The following is a 19,890-nucleotide window of genomic DNA, read 5'->3' as shown; positions in this document are numbered from 1 at the left end:
CGGAGGCCGTGATTCCACCGAGAAGCCATCCCTTCGGGGAGGGGTACGGCGCGTTGGGCACCCTCCCCGCGCGACCCCAAATAGCGTCCAGTAGGGTTTGGTCCGCATAAACATCCAAACCCCTGCCCGCGTCAGGGCCGGCGACCGACCAGCGAGACGGCCGCGACCCACCGCGCGGGCGAGACTCTCGGGAAGGCGCTACGTGAGTCCCAACGGCTCCGACCGCTCGTCGCGGCGCCCGATGCGGCGGAAGCTGCTCCAGGTGCTGACCGCGGGCGTGGTCCTGGCGACCGCCTCTGGTTGCTCGTACACATGGGAGGACTTCCCCCGCCTCGGGATGCCTACCCCGGTCACCGAAGAGGCTCCCAGGATTCTCTCCCTCTGGCAGGGCTCGTGGGCGGCAGCGCTCGTCACGGGCGTCCTGGTGTGGGGACTGATCCTGTGGAGCGTCTTCTTCCACCGGCGTAGCCGCACCAAGGTCGAAGTACCTCCGCAGACCCGGTACAACATGCCCATCGAGGCGCTGTACACCGTGGTCCCGCTCATCATCGTCTCGGTCCTCTTCTACTTCACCGCGCGCGACGAGTCGAAGCTCCTCGCGCTCGAGGACAAGCCGGCCCACACCATCAACGTGGTCGGCTTCCAGTGGAGCTGGGGCTTCAACTACGTCGAGAACGTGGACGGCGACGCCGCCACGGGCGCGAAGCTCCCCAAGGAGCTCGACGCCATCCCGAACAGCTACCGCGACCAGTTCCCCGCGGGCGCCGAAGGCGTCTACGCGGTCGGCACTCCGGGCGAGCGGAACCCGCAGAACGGCAACCCGGGTCCGACCCTGTGGCTGCCGAAGGGCGAGAAGGTCCGTTTCGTTCTGACTTCGCGCGACGTCATCCACTCCTTCTGGGTGGTGCCGTTCCTGATGAAGCAGGACGTCATCCCGGGCCACACCAACGCCTTCGAGGTGACCCCCACGCGTGAGGGCACCTTCATGGGCAAGTGCGCCGAGCTCTGCGGTGTCGACCACTCCCGGATGCTCTTCAACGTGAAGGTCGTCTCCCCGGAGCGGTACCAGCAGCACCTCAAGGAGCTGGCGGAGAAGGGTCAGACCGGCTACATCCCGGCCGGTATCGCCCAGACCGACCCGGCCAGGAATGCGGAGACGAACAAACTGTGAGCATCCTCAACCAACCCCAGGGTGCCGCGGCAGCAGAGGACTCGTACGAGAACGAGCTGCCGGTACGGCGCAAGGAGCCGGGAAATGTGGTGGTGAAGTGGCTGACCACCACTGACCACAAGACCATCGGTTCGCTCTACCTGATCACGTCGTTCGTGTTCTTCTGCGTCGGCGGACTCATGGCGCTCTTCATGCGCGCCGAACTGGCCCGTCCCGGCACGCAGATCATGTCGAACGAGCAGTTCAACCAGGCGTTCACGATGCACGGCACGATCATGCTGCTGATGTTCGCGACGCCGCTGTTCGCCGGATTCGCGAACTGGATCATGCCGTTGCAGATCGGCGCGCCCGACGTGGCGTTCCCGCGGCTGAACATGTTCTCGTACTGGCTGTACCTCTTCGGCTCGATCATCGCCGTGGCCGGCTTCCTCACCCCGCAGGGTGCCGCCGACTTCGGCTGGTTCGCCTACGCCCCGCTGTCGGACGCGGTCCGCTCGCCGGGCGTCGGCGCCGACATGTGGATCATGGGTCTGGCCTTCTCCGGCTTCGGCACGATCCTCGGTTCGGTCAACTTCATCACCACGATCATCTGCATGCGCGCACCCGGCATGACGATGTTCCGTATGCCGATCTTCACCTGGAACGTGCTGCTGACCGGTGTCCTGGTCCTGCTCGCTTTCCCGGTGCTTGCCGCCGCGCTCTTCGCGCTGGAGGCGGACCGTAAATTCGGTGCGCACATCTTCGACGCCGCGAATGGCGGATCGCTCCTGTGGCAGCACCTCTTCTGGTTCTTCGGCCACCCAGAGGTCTACATCATCGCGTTGCCGTTCTTCGGAATCATTTCCGAAGTCATTCCGGTCTTCAGCCGCAAGCCGATGTTCGGTTACATCGGTCTTATCGGTGCGACGATCGCGATCGCCGGCCTCTCGGTCACGGTGTGGGCCCACCACATGTACGTCACGGGCGGCGTGCTGTTGCCGTTCTTCTCGTTCATGACCTTCCTGATCGCGGTACCGACCGGTGTGAAGTTCTTCAACTGGATCGGCACCATGTGGAAGGGCTCGCTGTCCTTCGAGACCCCGATGCTCTGGGCCGTCGGCTTCCTGATCACCTTCACCTTCGGTGGTCTGACCGGCGTCATCCTGGCCTCGCCCCCGATGGACTTCCACGTATCCGACTCGTACTTCGTCGTCGCGCACTTCCACTACGTCATCTTCGGCACCGTGGTCTTCGCGATGTTCTCCGGTTTCCACTTCTGGTGGCCGAAGTTCACGGGCAAGATGCTGGACGAGCGCCTGGGCAAGATCACCTTCTGGACGCTGTTCGTGGGCTTCCACGGCACGTTCCTGGTGCAGCACTGGCTCGGTGCCGAGGGTATGCCGCGTCGTTACGCGGACTACCTCGCCGCCGACGGCTTCACCCTGCTGAACACGATCTCGACGATCGCCTCGTTCCTGCTGGGCCTGTCCATGCTTCCGTTCTTCTACAACGTCTGGAAGACCGCGAAGTACGGCAAGAAGATCGAGGTCGACGACCCCTGGGGTTACGGCCGTTCGCTGGAGTGGGCGACGTCCTGCCCGCCCCCGCGGCACAACTTCATCACGCTGCCGCGGATCCGTTCCGAATCCCCGGCGTTCGACCTGCACCACCCTGAGATCGCCGCTCTCGAACAGCTCGAGAACCACGGACAGAAGGACACCGCGCTGTTCGGCGGCAAGGAGGTCGGCAAGTGAAGATCCAGGGCAAGATGTTCATCTGGCTGAGCGTCTTCATCCTCGCCATGGCGATCGTCTATGGCTTGTGGTCGAAGGAGCCCGCCGGAACCACGGCGCTCTTCCTGGCCTTCGGCCTGAGCATCATGATCGGCTACTACCTGGCCTTCACGGCCAAGCGTGTCGACGCCATGGCGCAGGACAACAAAGAGGCCGACGTGGCGGACGAGGCCGGTGAAGTGGGGTTCTTCGCCCCGCACAGCTGGCAGCCGCTCTCGCTGGCCGTCGGTGGCGCCTTCGCCTTCCTGGCCGTCGCCATGGGCTGGTGGCTGCTGTACTTCTCGCTGCCGCTGCTCCTGATCGGCCTCTTCGGCTGGGTCTTCGAGTACTACCGCGGTGAGAACCAGAACCAGTAGTCCGCGGCAGGCCCGGCATTCGCAGTAGTCCGTGGCATTTGCAGCATCCCCCGAGGGGCCCGCTCACCTGCAGTTCAGGTGACCGGGCCCCTCGTTTGCGCCATTGGACTCGCTGAATGTGATGAATGTTCTTAATGTGTGATCATGAGCCAAGCACCCCGATTCCGGACGGTCCTGAGCTGCTCTCTGCTGATCGCTTCCCTCGCGGCGGCCGGGACGGCGTGCGACGGGTCCGGCGACGGCCACCCGCTCTCCGCCGTGCCGTACGACGCTGCGGACCAGGTCTCCTTCAACGCCGGGACGGGCACGGCGAAGGCCGATCCCGAGAAGCCCCTGGAGATCACCGCCAGGGACCGGGACGGCCGGATCACGGACGTCACGGCTTCCGACGCCGCGGGGCGCTATCTGGCGGGCGAACTCTCCGCCGACGGGGCACGCTGGCACAGCACCGTACCCCTGGCCGCGGGGGCGCGTTACACGGTCAGGGTCAGCACCGAGGACGCGGACGGCGCCCCCGGCCTGCGTACGCTCTCCTTCGAGACCGCGCAGGCCCCGGCCGAGAAGCGGCTGACCGTCACCTTCGGTCCCGAACCGGGCAAGTACGGCGTCGGCCAGCCGGTCACCGCCGAACTCAGCGCCCCCGTCGAGGGCGAGGCGGCCAGAGCGGTCGTCGAGCGCGCGCTGAAGGTCGGCTCGACGCCCGCGGTGGAGGGCGCCTGGCACTGGGTGGACAGCGAGAACCTGCACTACCGCCCGAAGGAGTACTGGCCGGCCAACGCCACCGTCAGGGTGCGCAGCACCCTGGAGGGCCTCAAGGTCGCCGGCAGGCTCTACGGCGGCCCCTCCAAGCAGGTGCAGTTCACCACCGGCGACCGGCTCGAAGCCGTCACGGACGCCGGCTCGTACCGGATGACGGTGAAGCGCAACGGCAAAGTGATCAACACCATTCCGGTCACCACGGGCAAGCCCGGCTTCTCCACCCGCAACGGGGTCAAGGTCGTGCTGGGCAAGGAGTACTTCGTACGGATGCGCGGTACGACCGTCGGCATCCCGGAGGGCACGGCCGACTCGTACGACCTGCCCGTCTACTACGCCACGCGGGTCACCTGGAGCGGCGAGTACGTCCATGCCGCGCCCTGGTCCGTCGGCTCGCAGGGGTCCGCCAACGTCAGCCACGGCTGCACCGGCATGAGCACCGACAACGCCGAGTGGTTCTACAAGACCGTCCGCCAGGGCGACATCGTCAAGGTGGTCAACAGCTCCGGCGACATGATGGACCCCTTCGGCAACGGTTTCGGCGACTGGAACCTGTCCTGGGACAAGTGGCGCAGGGGCAGCGCCCTGCTGCCCGGCGCCCTGGACGGCGGGAACCCCGTCGACGCGGCCAGACTGCGGCCGGAGGTCTGACGGGGCCCGCGGGGTGTCACGCCTCGACCGTGCGCCTGCCGCGCAGCAGGGCGGCCAGGGCGCCCGGGAACTCCACGGGGTCGACCGGAAGGGTCACCGCGCTCTCCGCGCGGCTCCAGGTGGCCAGCCAGGAGTCCTGGGGGCGGCCGATCAGCAGCAGCACGGGCGGGCAGTTGAAGATCTCGTCCTTGATCTGCCGGCACACGCCCATGCCGCCCGCGGGCGTGGCCTCGCCGTCCAGCACGCAGACGTCGACACCGCCCCTGTCCAGCGCCGTGAGGACGGCGGGCAGCGTGGCGCACTCCAGGAACTCGACCGGCGGCACGTCCGGGGCAGGCCTGCGACCCGCTGCCAGCCGCACCTGTTCGCGGGTGTTCGCGTCGTCGCTGTAGACCAGGACCGTGGCGGTCATTGTTCCTCCATGCATCTGAAAGCCCTCGAAGGCTCGGTGTTGGATCAGGAACCGATGCGCGGATGCTACTCCGTCCGACACCTTGTCAGCAGGGGTTCGGACACCCCTTCGGTGGGCCGTTCGGGTCAGGCCGCAGAGCCTTCCGGGAGCCCGGACACACCGAATGGCACCCCCGGGAGTGAGGGCGGGATAAGCGACCGACATAATGTCGGTCGTGGCGACAGCAACGACAGTAGATACCGGGCACGCGCACCCGTCGGTCAATCGACCGAACCTCACCAGCGTCGGAACCATCATCTGGCTGAGTTCCGAGCTGATGTTCTTCGCGGCCCTCTTCGCGATGTACTTCACCCTGCGATCGGTGACGGGTCCCGAGCACTGGAAGGAAATGGCGTCTTCGCTGAACTTCCCGTTCTCGGCGACGAACACCACCATCCTGGTGCTCTCCTCCCTCACCTGTCAGCTCGGCGTCTTCGCCGCGGAGCGGGGCGACGTGAAGAAGCTCCGGGCGTGGTTCATTCTCACGTTCGTGATGGGTGCGATCTTCATCGGAGGCCAGGTCTTCGAGTACACCGAGCTGGTCAAGCACGAGGGCCTCTCGCTCTCGTCCGACCCGTACGGCTCGGTGTTCTACCTGACCACCGGCTTCCACGGACTGCATGTGACGGGCGGACTCATCGCCTTCCTGCTGGTCCTCGGCCGTACCTACGCGGCCAAGAGATTCACCCACGAGCAGGCAACCGCCGCCATCGTCGTGTCCTACTACTGGCACTTCGTCGATGTCGTCTGGATCGGCCTCTTCGCCACGATCTACATGATCAAGTAGGTCGGGTCCGTACCCGCCTCATATCCAGCACCATCGACGCAGAAGATCCTGACACCGGGGTAATCCGTGAAAAAGCTCTCCGCACGACGACGCCATCCGCTGGCGGCGGTCGTCGTCCTACTCCTCGCGCTGGCGGCCACCGGGGGGCTGTACGCCGCGTTCGCGCCCGCGAGCAAGGCACAGGCCGATGAAACCGCCCAGTCCCTCGCCATCGAGGAGGGCAAGAAGCTGTACGCCGTCGGCTGCTCCAGCTGCCACGGCACCGGCGGTCAGGGCACCACCGACGGCCCGACCCTCGTGGGCGTCGGCTCGGCCGCAGTGGACTTCCAGGTCGGCACCGGCCGTATGCCGGCGCAGCAGCCCGGCCCCCAGGTGCCGGAGAAGAGGAAGGTCTACTCGCAGGCCGAGATCGACCAGCTCGCCGCGTACATCGCTTCCCTCGGCGCCGGCCCGATCACGCCGACCGAGAAGCAGTACAACCCTGAGGGTGCGGACATCGCCAAGGGTGGCGAACTGTTCCGTACCAACTGCGCCCAGTGCCACAACTTCACGGGCGAGGGCGGTGCCCTGACGAACGGCAAGTACGCCCCGAGCCTCGAAGGCGTGAGCCCGAAGCACATCTACGAGGCCATGCAGACCGGCCCGCAGAACATGCCCTCCTTCCCCGACACCACCATGCCGGAGCAGGAGAAGAAGGACATCATCGCGTACATCAAGACGGTGAACGGCGAGGAGACTCCGACCCCCGGTGGCTTCGCGCTGGGCGGCCTCGGCCCCGTCAGCGAGGGTCTGTTCGGGTGGATCTTCGGCCTGGGTTCGCTGATCGCCGTCGCCGTCTGGGTCGCGGCCCACACCGCTAAGGCCAAGAAGTCATGAGTAGCCAAGAGATTCCAGAGAAGAACCTGCCGAGCGAGCAGGAGACCGCGCACGGCGCGGTGGCCGTGGCGGAGGATCCGTTCGCGGACCCGGGGCTGCCGCCCCACAAGCCGCGCATCCAGGACATCGACGAGCGGGCCGCCAAGCGCTCCGAGCGTACGGTCGCCCTCCTGTTCACGCTGTCGATGCTGGCCACGATCGGCTTCATCGCCTCCTTCGTGGCGTTCCCCGTCGACAAGCTCGTGTACGTCTGGCCGCTGGGCCACGTCAGCGCGACGAACCTGTCGCTCGGTCTGACGCTGGGCCTCGCGCTCTTCTGCATCGGCGCGGGCGCGGTCCACTGGGCCCGCACCCTGATGTCCGACCAGGAGGTCGCCGACGAGCGGCACGCGATCGAGGCCACGCCCGAGGTCAAGGCCAAGGTCATGGCCGACTTCGCGGACGGTGCCCGGGAGTCCGTGATCGGCCGGCGCCCGCTGATCCGCAACACGATGTTCGGCGCGCTGGCCATGGTGCCGCTCTCCGGCGTGGTGCTGTTGCGCGAGCTGGGCCCGCTGCCCGAGAAGAAGCTGTTCCACACGTCGTGGGACAAGGGCAAGCAGCTCATCAACATGAACACGAACGAGCCGCTGCGTCCCGAGGACGTCGTCATCGGCTCGCTCACCTTCGCCAAGCCCGAGGGCCTGGAGGAGGACGACCACGAGTTCAACAACAAGATCGCCAAGGATGCCTTGATGATCGTCCGGATCGAGCCGGAGGACATCAAGGACAAGCGCGAGCTGGAGTGGTCGCACGAGGGCATCGTGGCCTTCTCCAAGATCTGCACCCACGTGGGCTGCCCGATCTCCCTGTACGAGCAGCAGACGCACCACGTCCTCTGCCCGTGCCACCAGTCCACCTTCGACCTCTCCGACGGCGCCCGCGTCATCTTCGGCCCGGCCGGTCACGCCCTTCCGCAGCTGCGGATCGGCGTGAATGACGAGGGCTTCCTCGAGGCACGCGGCGACTTCGCCGAGCCCGTCGGCCCTGCATTCTGGGAGCGCGGATGAGCACCACGACCGCAACACAGTCACCGGGCGCCGACGCGCCGGGCAACCGGAAGGCCCCGGCGGGCGAGCGGGTCGCCGACTGGGCCGACGGCCGGCTGGGGATCTACTCGCTGGCCAAGGCCAACATGCGGAAGATCTTCCCGGACCACTGGTCCTTCATGCTGGGCGAGATCTGCCTCTACAGCTTCATCATCATCATCCTCACGGGTGTGTACCTGACGCTGTTCTTCCACCCGAGCATGAACGAGATCGTGTACCACGGCTCGTACGCGCCGATGCACGGCATCCGGATGACCGAGGCGTACGCCTCGACCCTGGAGATCAGCTTCGACGTCCGCGGCGGTCTGCTCATCCGGCAGATCCACCACTGGGCCGCCGTCATCTTCATCGCCGGCATGTTCGTGCACATGATGCGCGTCTTCTTCACCGGCGCGTTCCGCAAGCCGCGTGAGATCAACTGGCTGTTCGGCTTCCTGCTGTTCGTCCTGGGCATGTTCACCGGTTTCACCGGTTACTCGCTCCCGGACGACCTGCTCTCCGGCACCGGTGTCCGCTTCACGCAGGGCGCGATCCTGGCGACGCCCGTCGTCGGCACGTACATCTCGATGTTCCTGTTCGGCGGCGAGTTCCCCGGCCACGACATGGTGGCCCGGTTCTACTCGATCCACATCCTGCTGCTGCCGGGCATCATGCTCGGCCTCGTGGTGGCGCACCTGATCCTGGTCTTCTACCACAAGCACACGCAGTTCCCCGGCCCCGGCCGGACGAACAAGAACGTCGTCGGCATGCCGCTGCTGCCGGTCTACATGGCCAAGGCCGGAGGCTTCTTCTTCCTGGTCTTCGGTGTCATCGCGGCCATCGCCGGCATGTTCACCATCAACCCGGTGTGGGCCCTCGGCCCGTACCGTCCGGACCAGGTGTCCACCGGCGCCCAGCCCGACTGGTACATGGGCTTCGCCGAGGGTCTCATCCGTGTGATGCCGGGCTGGGAGATCAACCTGTGGGGCCACACGCTGGTCCTGGGCGTGTTCATCCCGCTGGTGTTCTTCGGCCTGATGCTCGTCGCGATCGCGGTCTACCCGTTCATCGAGTCGTGGATCACCGGCGACAAGCGGGAGCACCACCTCCTGGACCGGCCGCGCAACGCGCCGACCCGGACCGCTCTCGGCGTCGCCTGGGTCACCGGCTACATGGTCATGCTGCTGGGTGGTGGCAACGACATCTTCGCCACCCACTTCCACATGTCGCTCAACGCGATCACCTGGTTCGTCCGGATCGCCTTCTTCGTCGGCCCGGTCGTCGCGTTCATCGTCACCAAGCGGATCTGCATGGGTCTGCAGCGGCGCGACGCGGACAAGGTGCTGCACGGACGTGAGTCCGGCATCATCAAGCGGCTGCCGCACGGCGAGTTCGTCGAGATCCACGAGCCGCTCAGCCAGGACCAGCTCTACAGCCTCACGGCGCACGAGCAGTACACGCCGGCCGAGATCGGTCCGTCGGTCGACGAGAACGGTGTCGAGCGCAAGGTGACCCGCGGCCAGAAGCTCCGGGCCAAGCTCAGCAAGGGTTACTACGGGGAGGGCAACCAGATCCCCAAGCCGACCGCCGAGGAGTACAAGGAGATCACCAGCGGCCACGGCCACCACTGATCCCCCTGGTCTCCGACCGGATCGACCTGACACGGGTCGCCACAGCAAGAGCCCCGTCCATGCGTCGGACGGGGCTCTTCGCTGTCCCCGGGGCTGGATAGGGTAGGAAGCACCCTTACTGGCTGTGGACCCTGGAGCGGACCATGAACGTTGTGACCCCGGTCGGCGGCGACAGCGTGGCGGCCGGCTCCTGGCCGGGCGTGCTGAACCCCCTGCTGCGCGGCGAGAACCTCTCCGCGGACGACACGGCCTGGGCCATGGACCGCATCATGAGCGGCGAGGCGACCGACGCCCAGATCGCCGGTTTCGCGGTGGCGCTGCGTGCCAAGGGCGAGACGGTCGACGAGGTCACCGGTCTGGTACGGGCCATGTACGCGCACGCCAACACCATCGAGGTGCCCGGCCGTACGGTCGACATCGTGGGTACGGGCGGCGACCTGGCCAAGACGGTCAACATCTCCACGATGTCGGCGATCGTCGTCGCGGGCACCGGGGCCAAGGTCGTCAAGCACGGCAACCGAGCCTCCTCGTCCGCGAGCGGGGCCTCGGACGTGCTGGAGAAGCTCGGGGTCAACCTGGAGCTGACGCCGAAGCGTGTCGCCGAGGTCGCGGAGGAAGCGGGCATCACCTTCTGCTTCGCGGTGAAGTTCCACCCGGCCCTGCGGTACGTCGCGAAGGCGCGCAAGGAGCTGGGCGCGCCGACGACGTTCAACATCCTCGGCCCGCTGACGAACCCGGCGCAGGTGAAGGCGCAGGCGGTCGGTGTCGCCGACGCCCGGATGGCCCCCATCGTGGCGGGTGTTCTCGCCGAACGGGGGAACTCCGCGCTGGTCTTCCGGGGCGACGACGGCCTCGACGAACTGACCACCACCGCGACCTCGCGCGTGTGGGTCGTACGGGACGGGGCGGTCCGGGAGCAGGCATTCGACCCGCGCGACGTGGGCCTGGAGATCGTGCCCGTGGAGGCGCTGCGCGGCGCGGACGCGTCGTACAACGCGGATGTCGCGAGGCGGCTGCTGGCCGGGGAGACCGGCCCCGTCCGGGAGGCGGTGCTGCTCAACACGGCGGCGGCGCTGGTCGCCCTCGACCCGACCGGCACGTCCCTGGAGGAGCAGATCGCGGCGGGGATCGCCAAGGCGGCGGAGTCGATCGACTCGGGAGCGGCCCGTGCGGCGCTGGAGCGCTGGGTGGCTGCCAGCAACAGCTGAGTGCGCATGGTGGGTGACGCGAGGCGTAGTCCAGACTCCGGACTACGCCTTGCGTGTTCTTGATCGTGTGGCAAGATGCTTGGCAGGTCATGAGTGACAGCGTTTTGGCCCCGGCTTGCTGTCCGGCAACCCTCCGTCCGTGGCGGGGTGCCCCGGGTGAAGACCAGGCCGTAGACAGAAAGGTCTACGGCAAGCGCGGACCCCTCGAAGACTTGGGGTCCTGGTTCTCAGGGAGCCTCTTGTGAGCAAGCGAATGCGATAGGGCCTTTCGCCCCTTCCTCGCACACCCCCTTTTCCCTCTCCAGCGCTGCCGTGTATCCGCCGGCGCGGGGAATTCGCCTGCCTGTTTCGGGAGTTCGCCATGTCTGTCTCCACCGCTGCCGCCGACCAGACCGTTTGTACGCCTCTGCCCGTCCTCGGGCGAGATGTCCTCGTGCCGCTCGTGACGGGTGGTGAGGTCACCTACGCGGCCCTCGACTACGCGGCGAGCGCCCCGGCCCTCCAGCGCGTGTGGGACGACGTGGCGGCGTACGCCCCGTACTACGGCAGTGTGCACCGCGGCGCCGGCTACCTCTCGCAGCTGTCGACGGACCTCTTCGAGAGCAGCCGTGCCACCGTCGCCGAGTTCCTCGGCTGCCGCGAGAGCGACCAGGTCGTCTTCACCCGGTCCACGACCGACTCGCTCAACCTGCTGGCCGCGGCCCTTCCCGCCGGCTGTCAGGTGTTCGTCTTCGAGACCGAGCACCACGCCTCGCTGCTGCCCTGGCGCGACGCGGAGGTCACCTTCCTGGACGCGCCCCGGACTCCAGCCCAGGCCGTCGAGACCCTGGAGCGGGCGCTGGCCGCCCGTGACCCTTCCCCAGGCTCTCGGCTTCGCTCGAGCAGGGGAGGCCCCAATGGTCCCGCCCTGGTGTGCGTCACCGGCGCCTCGAACGTCACCGGTGAGCTGTGGCCGGTCAAGGAGCTCGCGGCCGCCGCCCACGCCCACGGTGCGCGGATCGTGCTCGACGCCGCGCAGCTCGCGCCCCACCACCCGCTGGACATCGCGGAGTTGGACGTCGACTGGATCGCGTTCTCCGGGCACAAGCTGTACGCGCCGTTCGGCTCCGGCGTGCTCGCGGGACGCGCCGACTGGCTGCAGAGCGCCGAGCCGTACCTCGCGGGCGGCGGCGCCTCGCGCACGGTCGCCCGCCGCGCCGACGGCGGTGTGGACGTCGAGTGGCACACCACGGCCGCCCGCCACGAGGCCGGTTCGCCCAACGTCATCGGCGTGTACTCCATCGCCTCCGCCTGCAAGGCGCTCACCGAGGCCGGCTTCGACTCCCTCGTCGAGCGTGAGCAGGCACTGGTGACGAAGGTCCTGGAGGGGCTGGCCGGGGTCGGTGCGGTCCGGGTGCTCTCCCTCTTCGGGGACGACGCCCCGCGCGTCGGTGTCATCTCCTTCGTCGTCGAGGGCTGGAACAGCTCGCACTTCGCCGCCGCGCTCTCCGCCGAGTACGGAATCGGCGTACGGGACGGCCTGTTCTGCGCCCACCCGCTGGTACGCACCCTGCTCGGCAGCGAACCGCAGGAGCCGGGCGAGTGCGGCGCGCCGGAGGCCGAGCCGGGGGAGCGCTCGCTGAACGCGATCCGCGTCAGCTTCGGTGCCGGTACGCCCGACGAGCATGTGGAGCGGTTCCTGCGTGCCGTCAGGGAACTCGTCGAGGACGGCGCGAAGTGGGACTACCGCACCGAGGAAGGCCGCTGCGTCCCGGCGGTCTGAACGGCCCGGGCTCCCGTCGGGACCATCCGCAGCGCCCGCTCGGCCGCGTCGGTGAGGAACTCGCCGCCGCGCCCGAGCGCTTCGGTCAGTGACACCGGCGCGGGCAGGATCGAGCTGTACGCGTCGACGCCCGCCGGCCGTACCTCGTGCGCGCCCTCCCCGGCCGTGCCCGCCAGGGCGAGCACCGGGCGGTCCGACAGCTTGGCGCGGCGGGCCACTTCGGCCGGGATCTCGCCGCACGGCGTCTGCTGGTCCAGGGCGCCCTCGGCGGCCCGGGACGACCGCGTCGCCCGGAGTGGTGCCGGGAGCAGTGGTACGGGGCGTGGTGCCCGGAGTCGTACGGGACGAGGACGGCAGGGTGTCCGGAGCGGTGCTCTCCAGCTCGAGCTTGGACGGCACCTTCGGCGGCTCGGGACGGCCGGTCAGGGCGTAGCCGGTCGCGGCGATGCCGAGCGGGATCGCGGGGACGGCCGCGAGCGTCGCCAGCCGGTGGGGGAAAGCCATGGACGCCGTCGTGGGGCAGGCGCGTGGAGCCCGGATGAGGCCGGGACGAAGAATCCTTCATGCGCGCGCCCGGAGGCCGGAGGCGTTACGCGTCGAGACCGATCGCGAAGGCCGCCTCCAGGTCGTGCTGCGAGTACGTACGGAACGCGACGTGCGTGTCGGTGCCCTCGACGCCGGGGATCTTGCTGATCCGGCCGGGGATGACGTCCGCCAGGTCGTCGTGTTTGGCGACGCGGACCATGGCGATCAGGTCGTACGTACCGGTGACGGAGAAGACCTCGCTGACGCTGTCCAGCGCGGCGATCGACTCCGCGATCTCGGGGATCCGGTCCACGCTGGTCTTGATGAGCACGATCGCGGTGATCACGGTTGGCTTTCTCCCTGGGTGGCCGACGCTGGGGCCCTCACTCTATCCGTACGCCGGTAACGCCCCCAGGCGTAGAGGAAGCCCACGCAGAACCCCGCCACGTGCGCGAGGTACGCCACCCCGGGACCCGGGCCCGCGCTCCGCGCCGCCAGCCATTGCAGGACGAACCAGAAGACCAGGACGATCCACGCGGGGAAGCGCAGCGGCAGGAAGAGGAGGAAGGGGAACAGGCTGGTGACGCGGGCGCTGGGGAAGAGGAAGAGGAACGCGCCGAGCACCGCCGAGATCCCTCCCGAAGCCCCCACCAGCGTCTCGTCGGAACCGGCGTGGGCGACGGCGTACGCGAGCAGGGCGAGGTAGCCGCCGCCCACGGAGAACAGGGCGAACTGGACGCGGCCCATCCGTTCCTCGGCCATCACCCCGAAGACGTACAGGAAGAGCATGTTGCCCAGCAGGTGGAGCCAGTTGCCGTGCACGAACAGAGCGGTGAGCGGAGTGACCAGCGCGGACGGGGTGCCGCTGAGCAGCTCGCTGGGGATCACCCCCCAGCGTTCGAAGTACGCGCTCTGCGCGGCGAGGAGCGTGTCGCCGGTGCCGTGGGCCGGATTGAGTCCCGAGAGGGGACCGAGGGCGAAGACCAGGCAGCAGAGGCCGATGGCGCCGTACGTCACCACGGGTCCCCGGGCCGCTTTCCGCCAATTGATCATGCCCGGATCATCCCGTAACGGGACCGGGCGGGGCAGACCGCCTCGCCGGGCCCCGTCCCGCACGGTGGACCGTCCGCCGCACGGGGCACCCGTGAGGCCGTAGGGTTACGGGCAGTAGGCACGACGAAAGAGGACGTGGACCCACGATGACGACAGTTCCCCTGCCGACTGCCGGGACCCGGTGGCGTTGCGCCCTGTGCGGCAACCTCACGCGTTTCGACGTGACCCGCTCGTCCAAGGTGGTCGAGTACGTCCACCTCGACCTGGCCGGAGAGCCGAAGGTCGAGGAACGCGAGGTGGTCAGTGAGACCATCGAGTCCGTGCGCTGCCGCTGGTGCAACGCGGTGGACCGGATCGAACTGGTGGACAGGCCGGGTGCCGGCTCCTGAGAGGACCGGCCGAGAAGTAGTGGGGTGACGGATCGTGGAGCATGCAAGCGGCGCTGAACCGGCCGATTCGGCCGGAGACGCCGCAGAGGTGCTCGACCGCCCGCTGCCCGAAGGCGTACGGCACAAGGTCGTCGCGCTGGTCTCGGACGCCTTCGGCGGGCTCACCGTCGCCGAACTCCCGTCCCAGCTGAGGCAGTACGCCCGCTTCACCCCGACCAGGCGCGCCAAGTTCGCGGGCAACGCGATGGCCGCGGCCCTGGAGGGTGATCCGCTGTTCCGCCGGCGCATCGGCGAGCGGCTGCGCGAGGCGCAGCCCGAGCTCGCCCGCGCGCTGGAGTCCGGGGCCCCTCCGGCCGCCGTCGACCCCGCCGACGTGGCGGCCGCGGCGTACGTGCTGCGCCCCGTCGGCTGGGTCAAGCTGGTGGCGGCCGCGGGCGAGGAGGCTCTGCGGGCGGACGCCGAGCGCGCCGAAGAGGCCGCCCAGCGCGAGCTGGAGCGGCTGCGCCAGGAGCTCGCGCAGGCGCGCGAGCAGACGAAGAGCGAGACCGAGCGGCTCCGCACGGAGCTGGAGGCCGCCCGCAAGGAAACCGACGTACTCCACCGCAAACTGCGCAGCGCGCTGAGCGACGTGAAGCGCGGCGAGGCCGCCCTGCGCCGTACGAACGCCGAGACCGAGGCGCTCAAGTCCGAGACCGCCGCCCAGGTGACCGCCGCCGAGAGCGAGGCGCGGCGGCTCCGGGCCCGGCTCGGCGAGGCGGAGGCGGCCGTCGAGTCGAGCCGCAGGGCGGTGCGCGAGGGGCGCAGCATGGAGGACATGCGGGTGCGGCTGCTGCTCGACACGGTGCTGGACGCCGCCCAGGGGCTGCGCCGCGAACTGGCCCTGCCGCCGGCCTCCGTGCACCCCGCCGACACGGTGGAGGCCGTCGAGCCGGGCCGTATGACCCCCAAGGACATCGCGGCGAGGGCGCTCTCCGAGACCGACCCCGCCCTGCTCGACCAGCTGCTGGAGCTGCCGCAGTGCCATCTGGTCGTGGACGGCTACAACGTCACCAAGACCGGCTATCCGCAGATGCCGCTGGACAAGCAGCGGTTGCGGCTCCTGGGCGGCCTGTCGATGCTCGCGGCGCAGACGGGCGCCGAGGTGACGTGCGTCTTCGACGGGGCGGAACTGGTGGCGCCGGTGCTGCTCGCGCCGCCGCGCGGCGTCCGCGTGCTGTTCAGCAAGCCGGGGGTGACCGCCGACGAGCTCATCAGACAGCTCGTACGGGCGGAGCCGCCGGGGCGGCCCGTGGTGGTGGCCTCCACCGACCGCGAAGTGGCCGACGGGGTCGCGAAGGCGGGGGCGAGGCCGGTCGCGTCCGCCTTGCTGCTGAAGCGGCTTTCGCGCGTCTCATAACTTCTCGGCGCAATGCCCGAATTGAGGAAACGTAACGTCAAGTGGTCATTACTGCGCGTGTGGTGTAAGTAAATATTGTGACCGGTGGGTGAGTTTTTAGCTCTTGGGATTTGATCTGATCACAAGAAGGTCACTAAGGTCTGCCCTCGAACCTTCGCACGGTTGATCGCCCACCCGGGGCGGCAGCGAAGGCACCGCCGAGTCCATGCAATTCGGTCCAAGTTCCGCGGGGGAACCGAATCGTGGAGCCGGGGACGACGTCCCCCGCCCCGGTAGGCGGCTCGAGGAAGAAGGAGCTCGCCTTCGTGGCGTCCCACCGTCGTCCCAAGCAGCCGAGCCGCACTCGTGTGACTGTGCTCACAGCGACCGCAGCCGCAGCCGTCGCTCTCACGTCCCAGACCGCCCAGGCCGACCCCAAGCCGTCCAAGAGCGAGGTCAAGGCCAAGGTCGACAAGCTGTACCACGAGGCCGAGGTGGCCACGGAGAAGTACAACCAGTCCAAGGAGCGGCAGGACAAGCTCAAGGACGAGGTCGACAACCTCCAGGACAAGGTCGCCCGCGGTCAGGACGACCTCAACGACCTGCGCAGCCAGCTCGGTTCGGTGGCCAGCGCGCAGTACCGCTCGGGCGGCATCGACCCCTCCGTGCAGCTCTTCCTCTCCGCCGACCCGGACAGCTACCTCGACAAGGCCGGCGCGATCGACCAGTTGAGCGCCAAGCAGGCCGAGTCGCTGGAGAAGATCCAGGCGAAGCAGCGCACCCTCGCGCAGCAGCGCGCCGAGGCGACCGACAAGCTCGCCGACCTCGAGGACGTACGCAAGGAACTCGGCGACAAGAAGCAGAAGTTCCAGGGCAAGCTCGCCGAGGCCCAGCGCCTTCTCAACACGCTCACCGCCGAGGAGCGGGAGGAGATGCGGGAGAAGGAGCGGGAGAAGGAGCAGCGCGCCAGCCGCGCGGTCGGCGACCGGGTGGAGCTGGGCAAGGAGCAGGCCGCTTCCGGACGCGGCGCCGCAGCACTGGCCGCCGCCGCCACCCAGATCGGCAAGCCGTACGTCTCCGGCGGATCCGGCCCCAGCTCGTACGACTGCTCCGGGCTCACCCAGTGGGCGTACGCCCAGGCCGGTGTCTCCATCACCCGGACCACCTACACGCAGCACAACGACGGCACCAAGATCGGCCGCGGTGAGCTCAAGCCCGGCGACCTGGTGTTCTTCAGCAACCTCTCCCACGTGGGGCTCTACGCCGGCAACGGGCAGGTGCTGCACGCTCCTTACCCGGGCACCTCGGTCCGCTACGAGGCGATGGAGTACCTGGGCACCTTCCAGTTCGGCGTGCGCATCTGACAGCGCATACCCGACGAAGGCTGAAGGCCGTCGCCACACCGCCCGTTCGAGGGAATTCCGGTGACGTCCGCTGACTGTCCGCCCCGCCGGTGACCTGGTTCTCCGGCGGGGCGTCACTGTCTGTGCCCGGCGAGGTCTTTGGTCACCGCGTGATCGCACCGCTACTGTCTGCACGCGCAGCTCCCCGGTCCATCGGTCCGCCCGCCCGGGCGGCAGGGGGCTGCACGCAGCGGAAGGGAGTGCGGCTTCCTGTGGCGACCCACCGGCGTCCCTCACAGTCCGGCCTCACACAGAGCGCCCGGGCCACAGTTCTGTCCGCTGCCGCGGCCACGGCGGCGGCAGCGTTCGGCGCCCCGGCGGCGAGCGCCGACCCCCACGACACCTCCTCGGCCGCCACCACGGTCACCCAGGCGCGGGTCGACCGGCTCTTCGAGCAGGCCGAGCAGGCCACCGAGAGGTTCAACGAGGCCGACGAGCGCGCGGACCGGCTGCGCGAACAGGTCGACCGGGCCCGGGGCGAGGCAGCGCGCGGTCAGGAGCGCATCAACCGCATGCGGGGCGCGCTCGGTGCGATCGCGGGCGCCCAGTACCGGGAGGGCGGCATGGACCCGGCCCTCGCCCTGCTGCTGACCGAGGACCCCGACAGCTACCTCTCCAAGGCCGCGGCGCTCGGCCGCGTCAGCGCCCGTCAGGCCGCCGCCCTGACCGAACTGCGGTCCGCGCAGCGCGAGCTGAGCCAGGAACGCGCGGAGACCTCCGCCGCCCTCGGTGAACTGGAGCGCAGCCGGGCCGCCGTCGCCCGCCACAAGCGCACCGTGGAGCGCAAGCTCGCCGAGGCGCGGCGGCTGCTCAACTCGCTGTCGTCCGCCGAGCGCGAGGAGTTCGACGACCGGGCGTCCCGTTCCGGCCGCGACGGGACGCCGCCCACGGCCGTGCCGGCCGAGGCGGCGGGGGAGGCGGGGGCCCCCGCCTCGTCGCGCGCCTCGGCGGCCGTGTCGGCCGCGCGGCAGGCTGTGGGAAAGCCGTACATCTGGGGCGCCAACGGCCCGTCCGGCTTCGACTGCTCGGGCCTCACCCAGTGGTCGTACGCGCAGGCGGGCGTCTCCCTGCCGCGCACCTCGCAGGCGCAGCGGTACGCCGGACGGCAGGTCCCCCTCGACCAGGCGCAGCCCGGCGACCTCGTGGCGTACCGCGACGACGCGAGCCACATCGGGATGTACATGGGCAACGGCCAGGTGGTGCACGCGCCCTACCCCGGCGCCCCGGTGCGCTACGACCCGGTCGGCATGATGCCCGTCTCGTCGGTGACCCGGGTCTGACCCGGGTCCGACCCGGGTCGGACCCGGCCGCGCGCCGGGGCCCGTACGATCGGCCGGGTGGCGGAACGGCGGCGCGGGACTCGGCGGCAGCGGTGGGCGGAGCCCGTGGCGCTCCTCGCCGCGCTCCTGCTCGCGCCCGGGTGCGCGCCCCCGGGGGAGCCGGCGGACACCGCGGCCCGGGACGTCCAGCGGACGCTGGACCGCAGGGCGGCGGCCGTCGTCGACCGTGACGAGAGCGCGTATCTCGCCGTCCTCGACCCGGCGGCGGCGAGCCTGCGGGCGGCGGAGCGCAGGGAGTTCGCGAACCTCGCGCAGGTGCCGCTGCGCTCCTGGGAGTACCGGCTGACCGGCCTCGACCGCACGAGCGCCGGACGCGCCACCGCCGAGGTCGAGCTGCGCTACCGGTTCGACGGGTACGACGAGGCGCCCATGAAGGCGGCCGGACGGCTCGATCTGGTCCGGCGCGACGGACGCTGGTACGTCGCCGCCGAGCACCCGGACCGCGGCGGGCGTCAGCTCTGGGAGCAGGGGGAGGTCACCGTCGTACGCGGTGCACACAGCCTGGTCCTCGGCGCGGGCCAGGGCGAGCGGCGGCTGCGCGCCGTGGCGGAAGCCGCCGACCGCGCGGTGCCGGCGGCGGACCGGGCCTGGCCGGGCCGGTGGGCGCGGCGCCTGGTGGTCCTGGTGCCCCCCTCGCTCGACTCCATGGGCTCGCTGCTCGGCGCTCCGGCGGCCGGGTACCGGGGCATCGCGGCCGTCACCACCGGGGAGACGGGCGGCCCGGGCGCCGCCCCCGCGGACCGGGTGATCGTCAACCCCGAGGCGTACGCGCTGCTCGGCGACTTCGGGCAGCAGATCGTCCTCACCCACGAGGCCGCCCATGTCGCCACCCGTGCCGACACCTCGGTCGCCACCCCGATGTGGCTCTCGGAGGGCTTCGCCGACTGGGCGGCGTACCGGGGGACCGGACGCACCGCGAGCGAGGCCGCCCCGGAACTCCGGCGGGCGGTGCGGAAGAAGGAGCTGCCCGCCGCGCTCCCGACGGACCGGGAGTTCCGCTTCGGCGCGGATGCGGGCATGGACGCGGACACGCTGGCACGCTCGTACGAGGGCGGCTGGCTGGCCTGTGCGCTGATCGCGCAGGAGTGGGGCGAGGAGAAGCTGACGGCCTTCTACCGGGCGGTCGGCGGGCACGGGCGGCGCGAGGGCGCGGTTGAGAAGGCGATGCACGAGGTGCTGGGCACGACCCCGGAGGACTTCACGGTGCGGTGGCGCGCGTACGTGCGGGAGCGGCTCGCGTAGCCGGGGCGGGTGGGGGGAGGGCTCTGCAGGGCGCGGTGCCCGGCCTGTCGCGCCGGCGGGCCGGGCCGTTCGGTA

The 19,890-nt window shown here is 69.5% G+C and carries 18 protein-coding genes, 1 pseudogene and 1 riboswitch; of the genes and pseudogenes, 15 read left to right on the top strand and 4 right to left on the bottom strand.

Features of this window, described 5'->3' with window-relative positions:
• Window positions 1–202: 202 nt before the first annotated feature.
• The 4 genes from ctaC to ABD374_RS27030 all read left to right on the top strand — a co-directional run bounded on the left by ctaC (window position 203) and on the right by ABD374_RS27030 (window position 4,706).
• Complete coding sequence (gene ctaC, locus ABD374_RS27045) at window positions 203–1,171, top strand: aa3-type cytochrome oxidase subunit II (RefSeq protein WP_344498366.1); 969 nt, start codon at window positions 203–205, stop codon at window positions 1,169–1,171.
• Window positions 1,168–2,904, top strand: a complete 1,737-nt coding sequence (gene ctaD / locus ABD374_RS27040; RefSeq protein WP_344498364.1) for an aa3-type cytochrome oxidase subunit I — start codon at window positions 1,168–1,170, stop codon at window positions 2,902–2,904. The genes ctaC and ctaD overlap by 4 nt, the downstream gene beginning before the upstream one ends.
• On the top strand, window positions 2,901–3,299 hold the full coding sequence (locus ABD374_RS27035) for a cytochrome c oxidase subunit 4 (protein ID WP_344498362.1): 399 nt from the start codon (window positions 2,901–2,903) through the stop codon (window positions 3,297–3,299). Before ctaD ends, ABD374_RS27035 begins: the two co-directional genes overlap by 4 nt.
• Before the next feature lie 144 nt (window positions 3,300–3,443).
• Window positions 3,444–4,706, top strand: coding sequence for a L,D-transpeptidase (locus ABD374_RS27030; protein ID WP_344498360.1), 1,263 nt, complete (start codon window positions 3,444–3,446; stop codon window positions 4,704–4,706).
• A 16-nt stretch (window positions 4,707–4,722) separates the two neighbouring features.
• On the opposite strand, the gene ABD374_RS27025 is transcribed toward ABD374_RS27030, so the two are convergent.
• A complete protein-coding gene (locus ABD374_RS27025; RefSeq protein WP_344498358.1) occupies window positions 4,723–5,118 on the bottom strand; it encodes a DNA-binding transcriptional response regulator in 396 nt (131 codons plus the stop codon).
• 205 nt (window positions 5,119–5,323) lie between these two features.
• Here ABD374_RS27025 and ctaE point away from each other — a divergent pair, with 205 nt between their 5' ends.
• The 6 genes from ctaE (at window position 5,324) to ABD374_RS26995 (ending at window position 12,488) form a co-directional block, all read left to right on the top strand.
• Entirely contained in the window at window positions 5,324–5,944 is a 621-nt protein-coding gene (ctaE, locus tag ABD374_RS27020) for an aa3-type cytochrome oxidase subunit III (protein WP_344498356.1), read from the top strand.
• A gap of 66 nt (window positions 5,945–6,010) precedes the next feature.
• The gene (qcrC, locus tag ABD374_RS27015) at window positions 6,011–6,820 is read left to right on the top strand and encodes a cytochrome bc1 complex diheme cytochrome c subunit (protein ID WP_344498354.1); all 810 of its coding nucleotides are present in this window, start codon (window positions 6,011–6,013) and stop codon (window positions 6,818–6,820) included.
• Window positions 6,817–7,869 (top strand): cytochrome bc1 complex Rieske iron-sulfur subunit, encoded by a 1,053-nt coding sequence (gene qcrA / locus ABD374_RS27010; protein WP_344498352.1) that lies wholly within the window; start codon window positions 6,817–6,819, stop codon window positions 7,867–7,869. The genes qcrC and qcrA overlap by 4 nt, the downstream gene beginning before the upstream one ends.
• A complete protein-coding gene (qcrB, locus tag ABD374_RS27005; protein WP_344498350.1) occupies window positions 7,866–9,518 on the top strand; it encodes a cytochrome bc1 complex cytochrome b subunit in 1,653 nt (550 codons plus the stop codon). Before qcrA ends, qcrB begins: the two co-directional genes overlap by 4 nt.
• Window positions 9,519–9,661: 143 nt before the next feature.
• Entirely contained in the window at window positions 9,662–10,726 is a 1,065-nt protein-coding gene (gene trpD, locus ABD374_RS27000; protein WP_344498348.1) for an anthranilate phosphoribosyltransferase, read from the top strand.
• 85 nt (window positions 10,727–10,811) lie between these two features.
• A riboswitch (SAM riboswitch) is annotated at window positions 10,812–10,928 on the top strand.
• Between the two features lie 159 nt (window positions 10,929–11,087).
• Entirely contained in the window at window positions 11,088–12,488 is a 1,401-nt protein-coding gene (locus tag ABD374_RS26995) for an aminotransferase class V-fold PLP-dependent enzyme (protein ID WP_344498346.1), read from the top strand.
• On the opposite strand, the pseudogene ABD374_RS26990 reads toward ABD374_RS26995, so the two are convergent.
• The 3 genes and pseudogenes from ABD374_RS26990 to ABD374_RS26975 all read right to left on the bottom strand — a co-directional run.
• Window positions 12,449–12,757: pseudogene (locus tag ABD374_RS26990) on the bottom strand (glycerate kinase); the annotation flags it as partial. The gene ABD374_RS26995 and the pseudogene ABD374_RS26990 sit on opposite strands and share 40 nt — an antisense overlap.
• A gap of 320 nt (window positions 12,758–13,077) precedes the next feature.
• Window positions 13,078–13,359 carry an Lrp/AsnC family transcriptional regulator gene (locus ABD374_RS26980; RefSeq protein ID WP_005318592.1) on the bottom strand — a complete coding sequence of 94 codons (282 nt, stop codon included), beginning with the start codon at window positions 13,357–13,359 and terminating at the stop codon, window positions 13,078–13,080.
• Window positions 13,356–14,066 carry a rhomboid family intramembrane serine protease gene (locus ABD374_RS26975; protein ID WP_344498344.1) on the bottom strand — a complete coding sequence of 237 codons (711 nt, stop codon included), beginning with the start codon at window positions 14,064–14,066 and terminating at the stop codon, window positions 13,356–13,358. The genes ABD374_RS26980 and ABD374_RS26975 overlap by 4 nt, the downstream gene beginning before the upstream one ends.
• A 146-nt stretch (window positions 14,067–14,212) precedes the next feature.
• On the opposite strand from ABD374_RS26975, the gene ABD374_RS26970 reads away from it, so the two are divergent.
• The 5 genes from ABD374_RS26970 to ABD374_RS26950 all read left to right on the top strand — a co-directional run bounded on the left by ABD374_RS26970 (window position 14,213) and on the right by ABD374_RS26950 (window position 19,815).
• Window positions 14,213–14,455 carry a hypothetical protein gene (locus ABD374_RS26970; protein WP_344498342.1) on the top strand — a complete coding sequence of 81 codons (243 nt, stop codon included), beginning with the start codon at window positions 14,213–14,215 and terminating at the stop codon, window positions 14,453–14,455.
• Window positions 14,456–14,489: 34 nt separating this feature from the next.
• Window positions 14,490–15,851, top strand: a complete 1,362-nt coding sequence (locus ABD374_RS26965) for an NYN domain-containing protein (RefSeq protein ID WP_425577363.1) — start codon at window positions 14,490–14,492, stop codon at window positions 15,849–15,851.
• A gap of 305 nt (window positions 15,852–16,156) precedes the next feature.
• Window positions 16,157–17,194 (top strand): C40 family peptidase, encoded by a 1,038-nt coding sequence (locus ABD374_RS26960; RefSeq protein WP_344498340.1) that lies wholly within the window; start codon window positions 16,157–16,159, stop codon window positions 17,192–17,194.
• A 251-nt stretch (window positions 17,195–17,445) separates the two neighbouring features.
• On the top strand, window positions 17,446–18,513 hold the full coding sequence (locus tag ABD374_RS26955; RefSeq protein ID WP_344498338.1) for a C40 family peptidase: 1,068 nt from the start codon (window positions 17,446–17,448) through the stop codon (window positions 18,511–18,513).
• Window positions 18,514–18,570: 57 nt separating this feature from the next.
• A complete protein-coding gene (locus ABD374_RS26950) occupies window positions 18,571–19,815 on the top strand; it encodes a hypothetical protein (protein WP_344498336.1) in 1,245 nt (414 codons plus the stop codon).
• The last annotated feature ends 75 nt before the right edge of the window (window positions 19,816–19,890 follow it).

This window comes from Streptomyces enissocaesilis (genome assembly GCF_039533765.1).
Classification (GTDB): Bacteria; Actinomycetota; Actinomycetes; order Streptomycetales; family Streptomycetaceae; genus Streptomyces; species Streptomyces enissocaesilis.
This window is presented reverse-complemented; position numbering and strand designations above follow the sequence as displayed.

Excerpts from the sequence above, each read along its gene's own strand:
- ABD374_RS26975 (WP_344498344.1), bottom strand. The coding sequence starts at position 14,066 with ATGATCAATTGGCGGAAAGCGGCCCGGGGACCCGTGGTGACGTACGGC.
- ABD374_RS27025 (WP_344498358.1), bottom strand. The coding sequence starts at position 5,118 with ATGACCGCCACGGTCCTGGTCTACAGCGACGACGCGAACACCCGCGAA.
- ABD374_RS27030 (WP_344498360.1), top strand. The coding sequence starts at position 3,444 with ATGAGCCAAGCACCCCGATTCCGGACGGTCCTGAGCTGCTCTCTGCTG.
- ABD374_RS26970 (WP_344498342.1), top strand. The coding sequence starts at position 14,213 with ATGACGACAGTTCCCCTGCCGACTGCCGGGACCCGGTGGCGTTGCGCC.
- trpD (WP_344498348.1), top strand. The coding sequence starts at position 9,662 with ATGAACGTTGTGACCCCGGTCGGCGGCGACAGCGTGGCGGCCGGCTCC.
- qcrA (WP_344498352.1), top strand. The coding sequence starts at position 6,817 with ATGAGTAGCCAAGAGATTCCAGAGAAGAACCTGCCGAGCGAGCAGGAG.
- ABD374_RS26995 (WP_344498346.1), top strand. The coding sequence starts at position 11,088 with ATGTCTGTCTCCACCGCTGCCGCCGACCAGACCGTTTGTACGCCTCTG.
- qcrB (WP_344498350.1), top strand. The coding sequence starts at position 7,866 with ATGAGCACCACGACCGCAACACAGTCACCGGGCGCCGACGCGCCGGGC.
- ctaE (WP_344498356.1), top strand. The coding sequence starts at position 5,324 with ATGTCGGTCGTGGCGACAGCAACGACAGTAGATACCGGGCACGCGCAC.